Annotated in this window: 13 protein-coding genes; 8 read left to right on the top strand and 5 right to left on the bottom strand. The window is 73.6% G+C overall.

Annotation, left to right across the window (positions count from 1 at the left end):
- Nucleotides 1–32: 32 nt before the first annotated feature.
- The 3 genes from ACIQG9_RS06010 to ACIQG9_RS06000 form a co-directional block, all read right to left on the bottom strand.
- Nucleotides 33–1,130 (bottom strand): sugar ABC transporter substrate-binding protein, encoded by a 1,098-nt coding sequence (locus ACIQG9_RS06010; protein ID WP_400398817.1) that lies wholly within the window; start codon nucleotides 1,128–1,130, stop codon nucleotides 33–35.
- A 255-nt stretch (nucleotides 1,131–1,385) separates the two neighbouring features.
- Complete coding sequence (ybaK, locus tag ACIQG9_RS06005) at nucleotides 1,386–1,865, bottom strand: Cys-tRNA(Pro) deacylase (RefSeq protein WP_400398816.1); 480 nt, start codon at nucleotides 1,863–1,865, stop codon at nucleotides 1,386–1,388.
- Between the two features lie 10 nt (nucleotides 1,866–1,875).
- Entirely contained in the window at nucleotides 1,876–3,102 is a 1,227-nt protein-coding gene (locus ACIQG9_RS06000) for a methyltransferase domain-containing protein (protein ID WP_400398815.1), read from the bottom strand.
- Nucleotides 3,103–3,352: 250 nt separating this feature from the next.
- Here ACIQG9_RS06000 and groES point away from each other — a divergent pair, with 250 nt between their 5' ends.
- From groES to ACIQG9_RS05985, 3 genes are all read left to right on the top strand, one after another.
- Nucleotides 3,353–3,667 carry a co-chaperone GroES gene (gene groES / locus ACIQG9_RS05995; RefSeq protein ID WP_084261531.1) on the top strand — a complete coding sequence of 105 codons (315 nt, stop codon included), beginning with the start codon at nucleotides 3,353–3,355 and terminating at the stop codon, nucleotides 3,665–3,667.
- A 72-nt stretch (nucleotides 3,668–3,739) separates the two neighbouring features.
- Entirely contained in the window at nucleotides 3,740–5,380 is a 1,641-nt protein-coding gene (groL, locus tag ACIQG9_RS05990; protein ID WP_400398814.1) for a chaperonin GroEL, read from the top strand.
- Nucleotides 5,381–5,506: 126 nt separating this feature from the next.
- On the top strand, nucleotides 5,507–7,168 hold the full coding sequence (locus ACIQG9_RS05985) for a molybdopterin-dependent oxidoreductase (RefSeq protein ID WP_400398813.1): 1,662 nt from the start codon (nucleotides 5,507–5,509) through the stop codon (nucleotides 7,166–7,168).
- Nucleotides 7,169–7,228: 60 nt separating this feature from the next.
- Here the strand turns inward: ACIQG9_RS05985 and ACIQG9_RS05980 are convergent, their stop codons facing one another.
- Complete coding sequence (locus ACIQG9_RS05980) at nucleotides 7,229–7,612, bottom strand: WhiB family transcriptional regulator (RefSeq protein ID WP_400398812.1); 384 nt, start codon at nucleotides 7,610–7,612, stop codon at nucleotides 7,229–7,231.
- Nucleotides 7,613–7,867: 255 nt separating this feature from the next.
- On the opposite strand from ACIQG9_RS05980, the gene ACIQG9_RS05975 reads away from it, so the two are divergent.
- Nucleotides 7,868–8,689 carry a response regulator transcription factor gene (locus ACIQG9_RS05975; RefSeq protein ID WP_400398811.1) on the top strand — a complete coding sequence of 274 codons (822 nt, stop codon included), beginning with the start codon at nucleotides 7,868–7,870 and terminating at the stop codon, nucleotides 8,687–8,689.
- 81 nt (nucleotides 8,690–8,770) lie between these two features.
- Here ACIQG9_RS05975 and ACIQG9_RS05970 read toward each other — a convergent pair whose 3' ends face one another.
- A complete protein-coding gene (locus tag ACIQG9_RS05970) occupies nucleotides 8,771–9,181 on the bottom strand; it encodes a DUF5319 domain-containing protein (RefSeq protein ID WP_400398810.1) in 411 nt (136 codons plus the stop codon).
- 198 nt (nucleotides 9,182–9,379) lie between these two features.
- Here ACIQG9_RS05970 and guaB point away from each other — a divergent pair, with 198 nt between their 5' ends.
- The 4 genes from guaB (at nucleotide 9,380) to ACIQG9_RS05950 (ending at nucleotide 15,181) form a co-directional block, all read left to right on the top strand.
- Nucleotides 9,380–10,942, top strand: coding sequence for an IMP dehydrogenase (guaB, locus tag ACIQG9_RS05965; RefSeq protein ID WP_400398809.1), 1,563 nt, complete (start codon nucleotides 9,380–9,382; stop codon nucleotides 10,940–10,942).
- 29 nt (nucleotides 10,943–10,971) lie between these two features.
- Nucleotides 10,972–12,090, top strand: a complete 1,119-nt coding sequence (locus ACIQG9_RS05960; RefSeq protein ID WP_400398808.1) for a GuaB3 family IMP dehydrogenase-related protein — start codon at nucleotides 10,972–10,974, stop codon at nucleotides 12,088–12,090.
- A 92-nt stretch (nucleotides 12,091–12,182) separates the two neighbouring features.
- Nucleotides 12,183–13,619, top strand: a complete 1,437-nt coding sequence (locus ACIQG9_RS05955) for a M1 family metallopeptidase (protein WP_400398807.1) — start codon at nucleotides 12,183–12,185, stop codon at nucleotides 13,617–13,619.
- A gap of 116 nt (nucleotides 13,620–13,735) precedes the next feature.
- Nucleotides 13,736–15,181, top strand: a complete 1,446-nt coding sequence (locus tag ACIQG9_RS05950; protein WP_400399265.1) for a M1 family aminopeptidase — start codon at nucleotides 13,736–13,738, stop codon at nucleotides 15,179–15,181.
- The last annotated feature ends 251 nt before the right edge of the window (nucleotides 15,182–15,432 follow it).

The raw sequence follows: 15,432 nt of genomic DNA, 5'->3' as shown, positions 1-15,432 counted from the left end.
GCGACGCCGCCGGGAGCGGGGGTGGGTACGGGTCAGCTCACGCCGGCGTCGGCGCAGAGCTTGGCGTACGCCCCGGCGCAGACCTCGTCCTTCGTGACGAAGCCGTCGGCGATGACGTCCTTGACGCTCTCCTTGTAGATGGCCTTCGGGGTGAGCAGCACGGCGGCCACGTCCCGGCCACCCTCCGGGTCCTTGACCGTCTGGCCGGTCTCCTTCTTCTCCCCCTTGGCGAGTGCGATGGCCAGGTCGGAGGCGGCCTTCGCCTCCTCCCGGATCGCCTTGTAGACGGTCATGCACTGGTCACCGGCGAGGATGTTCTGTAGGCCCTGCGGGGTGGCGTCCTGGCCGGTCACCGGGACCTTGCCGTTGAGCTTGTTCTTCTTCAGCACCGAGATGGCCGCGTTGCCGAGGCCGTCGTTGGCGGCGAGCACGCCGTCGATCTTGCCGTTGGCCGAGGTGAGCTGCTGCTCGAAGATCGTCGCGGCCTGCGCGTTGTCCCACTCCGGGACGGCCTGGTCCGGGCCCTTGGTGTATTCCTTCGAGTCGAACTTCGGCTTGAGCACCGAGTCGTACCCGTTCTTGAACAGGGTGGCGTTGTTGTCGGTCGGCGAGCCGTTGAGGTACGCGACGACCGGGTTCTTGGCGCCCTTGTCGGTGAGGCACTTGGCCAGGCCCTCGCCCTGGAGCTTGCCGACGGCCTCGTTGTCGAAGCTGACGTAGTACTGCGCGGAGCCGCCCAGGGTGAGCCGGTCGTAGTCGATGGTGGCCACGCCCTGCGACTTGGCCTTGTCGAGCACGGCCTTGCCGGTGCCGGAGTCCAGGTTGACGATCATCAGGGCGGTGACCCCGTTGGTGATCATCTGGTCGGCGATGGTCTGGAACTGGGTCTTGTCGCCCTGCGCGTTCTGGATGTCGTACTGGACGCCGGCGGCCTTGAACGCCTCCTCCAGGAACTTGCGGTCCGCGCCCTCCCAGCGGGCGGAGGACTTGCTGTCCGGCAGGATCACGCCGATCTTCGGGGTCTTGCTGTCGGAACCGCCGGCCTGGTCGCCGGAGCCGTCGCCGCAGGCGGCCATGCTGCCGGTGGCCAACACGCCGACGGCGGCGAAGGTGAGGAAGCCCTTGCGCATGTGCACGGGTCCTTTCGGTGGTGGGGGAAGAGTGGTGGCGGTGTTTGTTGTGTCCGGCAACGTATTCCCGCTCACATCCCACACGCAAGACTGCCGAGTTCGGAAGTTTGTTGGCGGCAGTAACAATTCAGCAACGCGGTCGTCACTCCCAGGACACTCCCCCTGGAAGCGCTCCCCGTGCCGGTCCGGCAGCGCTCCCGCCGACCCGGAACTGTTGCCGCGACACGCCGGTCACGACTCGCCGGGACGGGTCGGTCAGGCAGTGCCGAGCGGGGCCGTGACGGCCCCGGTGAGGGCGACCAGATCGGTCGGGGCGAGTTGGAGCTGCAAGCCACGGCGGCCGGCCGAGACGTAGATGGTCTGGTGGGTCAGCGCCGAGGAGTCGAGCACCGTGGGCAGCCGCCGCCGCTGGCCGAGCGGGCTGATCCCGCCCCGCACGTAACCGGTCGCCCGCTCGGCGGCCACCCGGTCGGCCATCGTGGCGCGCTTGCCGCCGCAGGCCGCCGCCAGCGCCTTGAGGTCCAGCTCGCCGGTGACCGGGACGACGGCCACCGTCAGCGCCCCGTCCACCTCGGTGACCAGTGACTTGAACACCCGTTCCGGCGGCGCCCCGAGCGCCGCCGCGACCAGCGCGCCGTAGTTCGGCGCGTCCGGCGACACGTCGTACGGGTGGGTGCTGTGCGCGATCTTCCGCTGTGCCAGCAGCGCCGTCGCCGGAGTGCCCCGTCCCGCCATGCGGCTCACGCTAACCCGCCGCGACGCCGTCCGCGAGCGGCCGGCAGACCAGCACCGTCGGTGCTCCGGCGACCCGGGTCAGCACCAGGCTGGCCGGCGCCTCACCGGCCAGCCGCAGGTCGCGGCGCAGCCGTTCCGGCTCCAGCGCCGAGCCCCGCTTGAGGATCTCCACCCGGCCGACCCGACGCTCCCGCAGCAGCGCGCGCAGCCGCTTCAGCGAGAACGGCAGCACGTCGGTGACCTCCAGGCAGCGCCCGAACGGGGTCGCCACCGGGGTGTCCGCGTACAGGTAGGCGATGCTCGGGTCGGCCAGCGTCGCGCCCAGCACGTCGGCCAGCTCGGCGACCAGGTGGGCGCGGACCACCGCGCCGTCCGGGTCGTACAGGTACCGCCGTACCGGGCCGACCGCCGCCTCCGCGTCACCCGCGCCGGTCAGCTCGTGCGCCTCGGCGGCGGGGTGCCCGCCGGCCGGCCCCGGCCGCAGCACCGTCGCGCGCCGGGGCACCCCGGCCAGCCGGCCGCACCACAGCGTCGCCTCCACCAGGTCGCCGTCCACGCTGACCCACTCCGCCTCGGCGCCTGCCGGGATCAGCGCGTGGTCGATGCCGGGGGCCACCTTCACCACCGGGTGCGGCACCCGCGCGGCCAGCCCGGTGACGAAGTCCCACGGCGGGGAGTAGGCGTTCGGGTCGAAGATCCGCCGCCCGGTGCCCGCCCGGCGTCGCGCCGGGTCGCAGAAGGCGGCGTCCACCCCGGTCACGTCGAACGTGGTCGCGTCGCCGACCGTCACGGTGAACAGGTCGGCCAGCCCGGCCGCACCGGCGTTCGCGGCGGCTGTCGCCGCGGTGACCGGATCGGCCTCCACGCCGTACACCCGGATGCCGGCCCGGGCGGCGGCGAGCGCGTCCGCGCCGAGGCCGCAACCCAGGTCGGCGAGGGTGCGTACCCCGGCGGCGGCCAGCCGGGCGGCCCGCCGGTCGGCGACCGGCCGGCGGGTGGCCTGCTCCAGGCCCGCGCGGGTGAGGAACATCGCCGCCGCCTCCGGGCCGAACTTGCCGACCGCCCGGCGGCGCAGCTCGGCCTGGGTCAGCGCGGCGGCGGCCAGCCCGGCCGGCACGCCACGCGACCGCAGCGCCGCCGCCGCGACCAGCGGGTCACCGCCGGCCACCTCGGTCGCCGCGGCGAGCGCGGCCGACCCCTCGGGGGTACGCAGGGCGGCGAACTGGTCGAGATCCACCCCGCCATTGTCCCCGGCGGGGGCGACGCGCCGGGCGGCGGGCTGGCACTCTCCTTGACGGAGTGCTAGCCGAGGAATAACCTGCGATTAGCACTCTCACCCTGAGGGTGCCAGCTCCCGGATCATCCGGTCCGGGTGCTGAACGCCAGGCGGACCGGCACCCGCGACGACGGCCCCGCCCGGTGGCATGTGGCAGATTGACGCCGGTCGGACTCTCGACCGGCAACGAAACCAAGTACCCCAGGAGGGTATGCCCGTGACTACCGCGACCAAGGTTGCGATCAAGCCGCTCGAGGACCGGATCGTGGTCCAGGCGAACGAGGCTGAGACCACCACGGCGTCGGGCATCGTGATCCCCGACACCGCCAAGGAGAAGCCGCAGGAGGGCACCGTCCTCGCTGTCGGCCCGGGCCGGATCGACGACAAGGGCAACCGCGTGCCGCTCGACGTCAAGGTCGGCGACACCGTCCTCTACTCGAAGTACGGCGGCACCGAGATCAAGTACGCCGGCGAGGAGTACCTGGTGCTCTCCGCCCGTGACGTTCTCGCGGTCATCGAGAAGTAACCAACCGATTCCAGTGTCGTCGCCCCGGTCCGGCTCGCCGGGCCGGGGCGACGTCGCTTCGAAGGGACATTCATGGCGAAGATCCTGAGCTTCTCGGACGACGCCCGGCACCTGCTGGAGCACGGTGTCAACGCCCTCGCGGACACGGTCAAGGTCACCCTCGGCCCGCGCGGGCGCAACGTCGTCCTGGACAAGAAATTCGGTGCGCCCACGATCACCAACGATGGTGTGACCATCGCCAAGGAGATCGAGCTCACCAACCCGTACGAGAACCTCGGCGCGCAGTTGGTCAAGGAGGTGGCGACCAAGACCAACGACGTCGCCGGCGACGGGACCACCACCGCGACCGTGCTGGCCCAGGCGATGGTCCGCGAGGGCCTGCGCAACGTGGCCGCCGGGGCCAACCCGACCAGCCTCAAGCGGGGCGTCGACGCGGCGGCCACCAAGGTCTCCGAGGCGCTGCTCGGCCGGGCCGTCGAGGTGGCCGACCGGGAGTCGATCGCGCACGTGGCGACGATCTCCGCGCAGGACGCCACCATCGGCGAGCTGATCGCCGAGGCGATGGAGAAGGTCGGTCGCGACGGCGTCATCACCGTCGAGGAGGGCTCCGCGCTCACCACCGAGCTGGAGGTGACCGAGGGCCTCCAGTTCGACAAGGGCTTCATCTCGCCGAACTTCGTCACCGACGCGGAGTCGCAGGAGTCGGTCCTGGAGGACCCGTACATCCTCATCACCACGCAGAAGATCTCGGCGATCGAGGAGCTGCTGCCGCTGCTGGAGAAGGTTCTCCAGAACAACAAGCCGCTGCTGATCGTCGCCGAGGACGTCGAGGGCCAGGCGCTGTCGACCCTGGTGGTCAACGCGATCCGCAAGACCCTCAAGGTCTGCGCGGTCAAGGCCCCCGGCTTCGGCGACCGCCGTAAGGCGATGCTCCAGGACATGGCGGTCCTGACCGGTGCCGAGCTGGTCGCCCCCGAGCTGGGCTACCGGCTCGACCAGGTCGGCCTGGAGGTGCTCGGCACCGCCCGACGGGTCGTGGTCGACAAGGAGAACACCACGGTCGTCGACGGCGGCGGCCAGTCCGCCGAGGTCGCCGACCGGGTCGCCCAGATCCGCAAGGAGATCGAGGCCTCGGACTCCGAGTGGGACCGGGAGAAGCTGGCCGAGCGGCTGGCGAAGCTCTCCGGCGGCATCGCGGTGATCAAGGCGGGCGCGGCGACCGAGGTCGAGATGAAGGAGCGCAAGCACCGCATCGAGGACGCCATCGCCGCGACCAAGGCCGCGGTCGAGGAGGGCACGGTCCCCGGCGGCGGTGCCGCGCTGACCCAGATCCAGTCGGTGCTCGACGACGACCTGGGCCTCACCGGTGACGAGAAGGTGGGTGTCTCGATCGTGCGCAAGTCGCTGGTCGAGCCGCTGCGCTGGATCGCCCAGAACGCCGGCCACGACGGCTACGTGGTGGTGCAGAAGGTCGCCGACAAGGAGTGGGGCCACGGCCTCGACGCCGCCGTCGGCGAGTACGTCGACCTGGTGAAGGCCGGCATCATCGACCCGGTGAAGGTGACCCGCAACGCGGTCACCAACGCCGCGTCGATCGCCGGCCTGCTGCTGACCACCGAGAGCCTCGTGGTGGAGAAGCCGGAGAAGCCGGAGCCGGCCGCCGCCGGTGGACACGGCCACGGTCACGGCCACCAGCACGGCCCGGGTTTCTGACCCGGTCGTACGGCACAGCTCAGGGCGCGCCGTCCCGGTGACGGCGCGCCCTGACGCGTCCGGGACGCGATCACGGAACGCGACCGTCGTTGGCGGGCCGGGCGTCCGATCGACAACACTGGTCCGATGCGCACCACCCCTCGCCGCTTCGCCGCGCTGGCCGGGATCACCGCCGCCGCCGTGGCCATCGGTGTCGCCGAGCCGGTCGCCGTCCTCACCGGGCCACGGTCCGCCCCGCTGATCGCGGTCGGCGGGTTCGTCGTCGACGTGGTCCCCGAGCCGCTCAAGCAGTTCGCCATCGCAGTCTTCGGCAGGTACGACAAGACCGCCCTGCTGGTCGGTACGGCGTTGCTGCTGGCGGCCTTCGCCGCCGGGCTCGGCGTGCTCGCCGCGCGGCGGCTCCGGGCCGGGCTGGCCGGCATCGCGGTGTTCGCCGCCGGCGGGGTCGCCGCCGCGCTGACCCGGGCCGGCGCGGACGCCGCCGACGCGCTTCCCTCGCTGGTCGGGGCGGCCCTGGGTGGGCTGGTGCTCTGGGCCTTGCTGGCCGGTCCGTTGCAGCTCGACCCCTGGCCGTGGCACCCGCCCACCCCGCCGCCACCCGCCGTCGAGCCCGTGCCCGCCGTCGAGCCCGTGCCCGGTGGTAAGCCCGTGCCCGGGGTCGTCGCCGGGGTGGCGTCGGCCGGTGCGGACGCCGGGTGGGAGCCGCTGGAGCGCACCGATCCCGAGTCCCGGCGGCGCTTCCTGCGCGGCGTGGGGGCGCTGGCCGGTGCGGCTGCCGTGGCCGGGTGGGGCGGGCACTGGCTGGCCGGCCGGCGGGGCGTCTCGGCGGCCCGGAACGCGGTCGCGCTGCCCACCCCGTCGGCGGTGGCCCCGGTGGTGCCGGCCGGGGCCGACCTGTCGTTGGCCCAGCTCGCCCCGTACACCACGCCGAACAGCGGGTTCTACCGGATCGACACCGCGCTGGTGGTGCCGCAGGTGGACCCGGAGACCTGGCGGCTGCGCGTCCACGGCCGGGTCCGCAACCCGATCGAGCTGAGCTTCGCCGACCTGCTCGCCCGCCCGATGGTCGAGCGGTACGTCACGCTGGCCTGCGTCTCCAACGAGGTGGGCGGGGACCTGATCGGCAATGCCCGCTGGCTGGGCGTACCCATCAGGGAACTGCTCGACGAGGCCGAGCCGGAGGAGGGCGCGGACCAGGTGGTCGGGCGTTCGGTCGACGGCTGGACCTGCGGCACCCCCACCGCCGTGCTGCGGGACGGGCGGGACGCGCTGCTCGCGGTCGGCATGAACGGTGAGCCGCTGCCGGTCGAGCACGGCTTCCCGGTGCGGATGGTGGTGCCCGGCCTCTACGGCTACGTGTCGGCCTGCAAGTGGGTCACCGAGCTGGAGCTGACCAGCTTCGCCGACTTCGACGCGTACTGGGTGCCGCGCGGCTGGTCGGCGCAGGGGCCGGTGAAGACGCAGTCCCGGATCGACGTGCCCCGGACCCGGAACCGGCTGACCGCCGGCGAGGTGACGGTGGCCGGGGTGGCCTGGGCCCAGCACCGGGGGATCAGCCGGGTGGAGGTCCGGGTCGACGGCGGCCCCTGGCAGGAGGCGACGCTCGCCCCGACGGTGTCGGTGGACACCTGGGTGCAGTGGTCCTGGCGGTGGCGGGCGACACCCGGCGAGCACACCCTCCAGGTGCGCTCGACGGACCGCACCGGGCAGACGCAGACCGCCCTGCGCCGCCCGGTCGAGCCGGACGGGGCGACCGGCTGGCACTCGGTGGGGGTGACCGTCCGCTGACGCGCCGACGCCGCGTCCGCTGGTGTGGGACGCGGCGTCGGCGAGGTCTGCGGGTGGCGGTCAGGCGATCTTGCGCTGGGCCGGCACCGTCGTCCGGTGCGGGCTGCCGAGGCGGTTCTCCAGGCGGGCCACGTCGACCCGGGTCTGCCGGCGGTCGGCCAGGTCCTCCCAGCCGAGCGCGAGCAGTCGCAGCCGCTCGGACTCGCTGAAGCCGCCCCACACCCCGTACGGCTCGCGGACCGACAGGGCGTGCGCCGCGCACTCGGCGCGTACCGGGCAGGCCCGGCAGACGGCCTTCGCGTTGGACTCCCGGCGCAGCCGGGACGAGCCGCGCTCGCCGTCCGGGTGGAAGAACTGGGCGCTGTCCTTGCCCCGGCAGGCACCGAGACGCTGCCAGTCCCACAGGTCGACGATGGGTCCGGGCAGTCTACGTACGTTCGACATCAGCACCCCTCCTCCCGCGCGGCACCGCGGAGATCCTCGTTGCACCGGCATCCGGCTGTGGTCCGCGCTGGCGTACCGCGTGTCCGGCCTGGGTCCTCGGTACCCGGGTGGTGGTCGACTCACACGTCTGAGATCGAAAAGCTCGGACAACATGCGGCAAATGCCCCAGATGTCGGAAAAGTTCGGAGGATTGCCCGGAACCTCCTCCCCGGTGGACCCCGCCATGGTCTGCTCGTGTCCGGAGAGGAGACCACAGTGCGTACTGTTCTCGTGTGCGTTCGGACACCGCTCGCCGCACAGCAGTTGACCAAGGCGGCGGCGCGGCTCGGCCTTGCCGCGGTCGTCCGGACGGCCGTCTCCGATCCCGAGGTGATGCTGCGCCTCGCCGAGCGCCCGGTCGACGTGGTGCTCGCCGACACGGCGCTCACCCGGCCGGACAGCGCCGGCTTCGTCCGGCGGGTGCTGGCCCGCGCCCCGCAGGCGGCGGTGCTGCTGCTCGGCACCGAGGAGTCGGAGGCGGCGGCGGCCACCATCAACGCCGGCGCCCGGGGGCTGATCCAGGGCGCCGACCACGATCTGACCAGCGCGGTGGCGAAGGCCCTGCTGCTGCTCTCCGCACCCGGCCGGGCCGCCCGGCACCGGGTGGCCGACCCCGCGCGGGACACCGCCGCGGTCGGTGCGCCGCCCCGGCCCGCCGGCCGTACGCCGGGAGCGGCCTGGTCCCCGGCGTCGGCCGAGGGACCGGGCGGCGGGCCGTCGGTGGTTCCCGTGCAGCGCGGTGACGACGAGGGCGAGGGGGAGACCGAGGCCGGTACGGCCGAGCCGGCCCCGGCCGGCCCCGGACAGCGGTCGGCCCCCGGGGCGCGGAGCGGCCGGAGCCCGGTCGGGCTGACCGAACGGGAACTCCAGGTGCTGCTCGGCATGGCCGAGGGCAAGAGCAACGCGGAGATCGGCCGGGAGCTCTTCGTCTCGGAGGACACCGTCAAGACGCACGCCCGCCGGCTGTTCCGCAAGCTCGGGGCCCGGGACCGGGCGCACGCGGTGGCCGCCGGCTTCCGCGCCGGCCTGGTGGCCTGAACCCCGCCGGCCCGCCCGCCACGACCTGGGGCGGCCCGCCCGGCCATGACCCCGGTGGTCGTCCGCGCCCCGCCCGGTCGGTCAGTCGTCCGGGTCGGTGTCGCCCTCGGTGGCCTCGGTCAGGGTGTCGTGCACCCCGTCGGCGTAACCACGGGCATAGTCCCAGGTGACGTAGTGGTCCGGGTCGGGGTCGTAGGCCGGCTCGTGCACCCGGGGGCGGCCGGAGCTGAGCAGGTGGCGCAGGTTGCCCCGGAGCAGGTCCCAGTCGAAGTAGTGCGGCTCGCGGCAGTCCTCGCACTCGATGACCAGCCCGCGTACCCCGATCGGTGCCAGTAGGGCCTGGTAGATCTCCAGATCGGCCAGGTCCTCCAGGACGTCCTGCCGCTCGACCTCGGTCAGCGGGTCGAGCGCGGCGTCGTCGCCCGGATCGTCCAGCCCCGCTGCCGGATCGGCCGGGTCGCCGTTGAAGGGGTCGATGGGCTCGTCGTGCACCCCCTCACCGTAGACCCCAACCCCCGGGGCACGCGTCCCCCCGGCGGTCGCTGTGGCGCTGCCGACGGCGGCCGGTCGCCGACAGGTGCGGCCCTGCTCAATGGGTACGATGAAGCGACTCGCCGTCACCCCGGCGTGCGCCGGTGCCCGCGCGCGCCGCCTCGCTGAAGCCCGTCCGAGCAGCTCAGGGGAGCAATCGTGGAGAATTCGCCCAGCACCGATCTTCCGGCCGGCGCCGACCACGGCGAGCTGGGGGGCCACCTGCCGGAGCTGCCCGCCGGCTCGGCCCGGGTGGTGCCGCTCGGGCTGACCTTCGACGACGTGCTGCTCCAGCCCGGCGAGTCGGACGTGGTGCCCAGCCGGGTCAACACCCGGACGAGGCTCACCCGCAACGTCGAGCTGACCGTCCCGCTGCTGTCCAGCGCGATGGACACCGTCACCGAGGCCCGGATGGCGATCGCGATGGCCCGCCAGGGCGGCATCGGCGTGCTGCACCGCAACCTCTCCCTGGAGGACCAGGCCCTCCAGGTCGACCTGGTCAAGCGCTCCGAGTCCGGCATGATCACCAACCCGGTGACGGCCAGCCCCGACGACACCCTGCGCGAGGTCGACGAGCTGTGCGGCCGGTACCGCATCTCCGGCGTCCCGGTGGTCGACGGCGACGGCCAGCTCGTCGGCATCGTCACCAACCGGGACATGCGCTTCGTCTCCGACCCGGCCACCCCGGTGCACGCGATCATGACCCGGACGCCGCTGGTCACCGCCCCGGTCGGGGTGAGCAAGGACGACGCGTTGGCGCTGCTGCGCCAGCACAAGGTCGAGAAGCTGCCGATCGTGGACGGCGCGGGCCGGCTGCGTGGCCTGATCACCGTCAAGGACTTCACCAAGAGCGAGCAGTACCCGGACGCCAGCAAGGACGACGCGGGCCGGCTCCGGGTCGCCGCCGCCATCGGCGTGGGCGAGGACGCCTACAAGCGGGCCCGCGCGCTGGTCGACGCGGGCGTCGACGTGCTGATCGTGGACACCGCGCACGGCCACCAGCGGGCCGTGCTGGAGATGGTCCGCCGGCTCAAGAAGGACGTCACGATCGACATCGTGGGCGGCAACGTGGCCACCTACGCCGGCGCGAAGGCGCTGGTCGACGCCGGTGCCGACGGCGTCAAGGTGGGCGTCGGCCCGGGTGCCATCTGCACCACCCGGATCGTCGCCGGGGTCGGTGTGCCGCAGATCACCGCGATCATGGAGGCGGCCCGGGCCGCCCGCCCGGCCGGCGTCCCGGTGATCGGTGACGGTGGCATCCAGTACTCGGGCGACATCGCCAAGGCCCTGGTGGCCGGTGCCGACACGGTGATGCTCGGCAGCCTGCTGGCCGGCTGCGAGGAGAGCCCCGGCGAGCTGATCTTCGTCAACGGCAAGCAGTACAAGGCGTATCGCGGCATGGGTTCGCTCGGTGCGATGCAGTCCCGGGGGCAGGCCAAGTCGTACAGCAAGGACCGCTACTTCCAGCAGGACGTGCTCAGCGACGACAAGCTGGTCCCGGAGGGCGTGGAGGGTCAGGTGCCCTACCGGGGCCCGCTGTCCCGCGTGGCCCACCAGCTCATCGGCGGGTTGCGGCTGGCGATGGGGTACGCCGGCGCGGAGAACATCCCCGACCTGCACCGCCGGGGCCAGCTCATCCGGATCACCGCGGCCGGGCTCAAGGAGAGCCACCCGCACGACATCCAGATGACCGTCGAGGCGCCCAACTACCACACCCGCTGACCCACCACCCCCAACCACCTGGAGTCCCCATGCGTGACGTGGTCGAGATCGGGCTGGGCAAGACCGCGCAGCGCGGCTACCACCTGGACGACATCGCCATCGTGCCGAGCCGCCGGACCCGGGACGTCGACGACGTCTCCACCGGCTGGCAGCTCGACGCGTACCAGTTCGGCATCCCCTGTGTCGGGCACCCGTCGGACGCCACCATGAGCCCCGCCTCGGCGGTGCGCCTCGGCCAGCTCGGCGGCCTCGGCGTGCTCAACGTCGAGGGTCTCTGGACCCGGTACGAGAACCCGAGCAAGATCCTGGAGGAGCTGGCCGGTCTCGGCGAGGACGCCCGGGCGACCAAGCGGCTCCAGGAGGTCTACGCCGAGCCGCTCCGCCCCGACCTGATCGCCGAGCGGGTGCGGGAGCTGCGGGCCGGTGGCAGCACGGTGGCCGTCCGGGTCTCCCCGCAGCACACGCTGGCGCTGGCCCCGGTGATCCTGGACGCGGGCGTGGACATCCTGGTCATCCAGGGCACCATCGTCTCGGCCGAGCACGTCTCGACCACCGACGAGCCGCTGAACCTCAAGGAGTTCATCGCCGACCTCGACCTGCCGGTGGTCGTCGGCGGCTGCACCGACTACAAGACGGCGCTGCACCTGATGCGGACCGGCGCGGCCGGCGTGATCGTCGGCATCGGCGGCGACGAGTGGTCGACCACCGAGTCGGTGCTCGGCATCCGGGTGCCGATGGCCACCGCGATCGCCGACGCCGCCGCGGCCCGCCGGGACTACCTGGACGAGACCGGCGGCCGGTACGTCCACCTGATCGCCGACGGCGACATCCAGACCTCCGGCGACATCGCCAAGGCGCTGGGCTGCGGTGCGGACGCGGTGATGCTCGGCGAGCCGCTGTCGCTCTGCGCGGAGGCCCCGGCCGGCGGCGCCTGGTGGCACTCGGCGGCCAGCCACCCCTCGCTGCCGCGCGGCGCGTTCGAGGTGGCCGGCGAACCGCTCGGCTCGATGGACCAGTTGCTCTTCGGCCCGGCCGACGAGCCGGACGGCCAGCTCAACCTCTTCGGCGGCCTGCGCCGGGCGATGGCCAAGTGCGGCTACCGCGACCTGAAGGAGTTCCAGAAGGTCGGTCTGGTCCTCGACCGCTGACCGCTGACCGCCGCTCCGGGGCCGGCTGACCGGCCGCCCCCGGAGCGGCCGATCCGCCGCGCCCCGGCCCGGCCCTGGCTAGGCTCGTCCCGATGGACGGCACGACGAGCGCCCGTACCGGCCGGGCACCGGCCCGGCGTCGCCCGCTGCCCGGGACGGCCCTGCTCACCGCCGTCGTGGTGCTGCTGGCCGGCGGCTGCACCGGTCACGACGACGACTTCCGTCCGGGGGCGGCCGACGTCGGGGACCCGTACGTCCCCGGGCACGGCAACGGCGGTTACGACGTCTCGGCGTACCGGCTGAAGGTGCGCTACGACCCGGCCACCGACCGGCTGACCGGCCACGCCAGCGTCACCGCCACGGCCACCGCCGCGCTCTCCCGGTTCAACCTGGACCTGGTCGGGCTGGCCGTCTCCCGGGTCGCCGTCGCCGGCACGCCGGCCCGACACCGGCGCGACGGCGACGAACTGGTGGTCACCCCGCGCCACGGGCTGCGCCGGGGTGCCGGGTTCACCGTGGAGGTCGACTACGCCGGGGTGCCCACCGCCGTCGCCGACCGTCAGCTCGGTCGTACCGGCTGGCTGCACACCGCCGACGGCGCCATCGCGCTCGGCCAGCCCGACTCGGCCGCCACCTGGTTCCCGGTCAACGACCACCCGTCCGACAAGGCGACGTACGCCGTCGAGGCGACCGTCCCGGACGGGCTCGCCGCCATCGCCAACGGGGTGCCGGGGGAGCGCGACAGCGCGGACGGCTGGACGACCTGGCGGTGGACCGAGTCCGCGCCGATGGCCAGCTACCTGACCACCCTGGTGATCGGCGACTACCGGGTCGAGACCGGCACCCACGCCGGCCGGCCGATGGTCACCGCGGTCGCCGCCGGGCTGCCCGCCGACGGCCCGGCGGCCCGTTCGATCGCCCGTACCGGGGTGATCGCCGACTTCCTGGCCAGCCGCTTCGGGCCGTACCCGTTCGACGCGTACGGCGGGGTGGCGGTCGCCGACGAACGGATCGGGTACGCGCTGGAGACCCAGTCCCGCCCGGTCTACGGGCCCGGCTTCTTCCGGGCCGGCCAGCCGGACGAGTCGGTCGTCGCCCACGAACTGGCCCACCAGTGGTTCGGCGACAGCGTCTCGCTGGCCCGGTGGAGCGACATCTGGCTGAACGAGGGCTTCGCCACCTACGCCGAGTGGCTGTGGGCGGAACACACCGGCGGCCCGACCGCCCAGCGCGCCTTCGCCCGCCAGTACGCGGTCACCGACTGGTCGAAACCCTCGGTCGACCCGGGCCGGGCCGACCTCTTCGGCAGCGCGGTCTACCGGCGCGGGGCCCTGGCGGTGCACGCCCTGCGCCGCAGCGTCGGCGACGAGACCTTCTTCCGGATCCTGCGCGGCTGGACCGCCGAGCGCCGCGACGGCACCGCCACCACCGCCGACTTCGTCGGGTACGCCGAGCGGGTCGCCGGCCGTCCGCTGGGTCCGCTGCTCGACGCCTGGCTGGTCGGCGGCGCCGCCCCCGCCCTGCCCTGACCGCCGGGCGGGCGCGGGACCGGTGGCTGCCCGCCCGCCGGGCGGTGTCCGCCGGGGCGCGGGCGGCGAGCCCGGTCGGTAGGCTGCCGCGGACGGCGAACGGGGGGACGGTGACCATGGGCCGGATGCGGCGCGGTGTCGGTCTGCTGGTGGTCGGGGCGCTCGGCCTCGCGGGGTGCACCGCCGACCCGACGCCCCGGGAGGCTCCCCGGCCGGTCCCGACGAAGAGCCCGAGCGTGCCGCCCGGCCCGGCCGGCGTCGGCGACCCGTACTTCCCGACCGCCGGCAACAGCGGCTACGACGTCGACCGGTACACCCTGAAGGTGCGCTACGACCCGGCCACCGACAAGCTGGCCGGCACCGCCACCGTGCGGGCCACCGCCACCGCCGACCTCCCGCTGTTCCACCTCGACCTGGCCGGTCTGACGGTGCGTCGGGTGACCGTCGACGGCAGGCCCGCCCGGCACGCCCGGGAGGGCGCCGAGCTGGTGGTCACCCCCGCCGCGTCGGTCCGCTCCGGTGCCGCCTTCACCGTCGAGGTCGGCTACGACGGCCGGCCGGTGGCGCTGCGCAACGAGGCGATCGGCGAGGGCGGCTGGCTGCACACCGCCGACGGGGCGGTCGCGCTCGGCCAGCCGGAGTCGGCGAGCACCTGGTTCCCGGTCAACGACCACCCTTCCGACAAGGCCGCCTACGACTTCGAGATCACCGTGCCGAAGGGGCTGGTCGCGGTCGCCAACGGGGTACCGGAGGGGCAGCGTCCGGCACCGGGTGGGTGGACCACCTGGCGCTGGTCCGAGGCCGCCCCGATGGCCAGCTACCTGAGCACGGTGGTGATCGGGAGGTACCGCACCAGCACCGCCGAGCACAAGGGACGGCCGGTGTTCAGCGCGGTCGCCACCACCCTGCCCCGGGGTGCCGCGGACGAGTCGATCGCCCGCACCGTCGAGGTCGCCGACTACCTGGAGAGCGTCTTCGGGCCGTACCCGTTCGGCGCGTACGGCGGGGTGGTGGTCGACGATCCCCGGATCCGCTACGCGTTGGAGACGCAGAGTCGGCCGGTCTACTCGGCCGGCTTCTTCCGCTCCGGGGAGAACACCGGGGTGGTCGCCCACGAGCTGGCCCACCAGTGGTTCGGCGACAGCGTCTCGCTGGCCCGCTGGGAGGACATCTGGCTCAACGAGGGGCTGGCCACGTACGCCGAGTGGCTGTGGGCGGAGCACCAGGGCCGGGGCACCGCGCAGGCCGCGTTCGAGCAGCGGTACGCCACGTCGTCCGACCGGATCTGGCAGGTGCCGCCGGGGCGGCCGGGGGTGGCGAACCTGTTCGGCGAGTCGGTCTACCAGCGCGGTGGGATGACCGTGCACGCGCTGCGGGTGGCCGTCGGCGACGAGGCGTTCTTCCGCCTCCTGAAGACCTGGGCGGCGGAGAAACGGGACGGCAACGCCACCACCGCCGAGTTCGTGGCCACCGCGGAGCGGGTCGCCGGCCGGCAGCTCGACGACCTCTTCGCCGCCTGGCTCGACGGCACCGAACGGCCGCCGCCGCCGACCCGTCGGTAGCCGTCGGTAGCCGTCGACAGCACGCCGACCCGTCGGTGGCCGTCGACAGTACGCCCGGCCCGTCGGTAGCCGTGTCCGCCGGGACGGGCAGGCTTGCCAGTGGTCGCCCCGAGGGGCGAGCGTGACCCCCCGCCAGCACCCACCGAGGGCACCCGCGCTAGTGTCCTGAGTCGTTAATTCGGCCGCAGTATGTGGCGAGGTTGTTCAGGATCTCGTCGGCGGTTCTGGTCCAGACGAACGGCTTGGGGTCG

This window comes from Micromonospora sp. NPDC092111 (assembly GCF_044755745.1).
Classification (GTDB): domain Bacteria; phylum Actinomycetota; class Actinomycetes; order Mycobacteriales; family Micromonosporaceae; genus Micromonospora.
Note: the sequence above shows the minus strand (reverse complement) of the source record. Positions and strands in the feature narration are given on the sequence as shown.

Bases quoted from the DNA above. Each gene is read 5' to 3' on its own strand.
- ACIQG9_RS06010 (WP_400398817.1), bottom strand. From the start codon at position 1,130: ATGCGCAAGGGCTTCCTCACCTTCGCCGCCGTCGGCGTGTTGGCCACC.
- ybaK (WP_400398816.1), bottom strand. From the start codon at position 1,865: ATGGCGGGACGGGGCACTCCGGCGACGGCGCTGCTGGCACAGCGGAAG.
- groES (WP_084261531.1), top strand. From the start codon at position 3,353: ATGCCCGTGACTACCGCGACCAAGGTTGCGATCAAGCCGCTCGAGGAC.
- groL (WP_400398814.1), top strand. From the start codon at position 3,740: ATGGCGAAGATCCTGAGCTTCTCGGACGACGCCCGGCACCTGCTGGAG.
- ACIQG9_RS05985 (WP_400398813.1), top strand. From the start codon at position 5,507: ATGCGCACCACCCCTCGCCGCTTCGCCGCGCTGGCCGGGATCACCGCC.
- ACIQG9_RS05980 (WP_400398812.1), bottom strand. From the start codon at position 7,612: ATGTCGAACGTACGTAGACTGCCCGGACCCATCGTCGACCTGTGGGAC.
- ACIQG9_RS05960 (WP_400398808.1), top strand. From the start codon at position 10,972: ATGCGTGACGTGGTCGAGATCGGGCTGGGCAAGACCGCGCAGCGCGGC.
- ACIQG9_RS05955 (WP_400398807.1), top strand. From the start codon at position 12,183: ATGGACGGCACGACGAGCGCCCGTACCGGCCGGGCACCGGCCCGGCGT.
- ACIQG9_RS05950 (WP_400399265.1), top strand. From the start codon at position 13,736: ATGGGCCGGATGCGGCGCGGTGTCGGTCTGCTGGTGGTCGGGGCGCTC.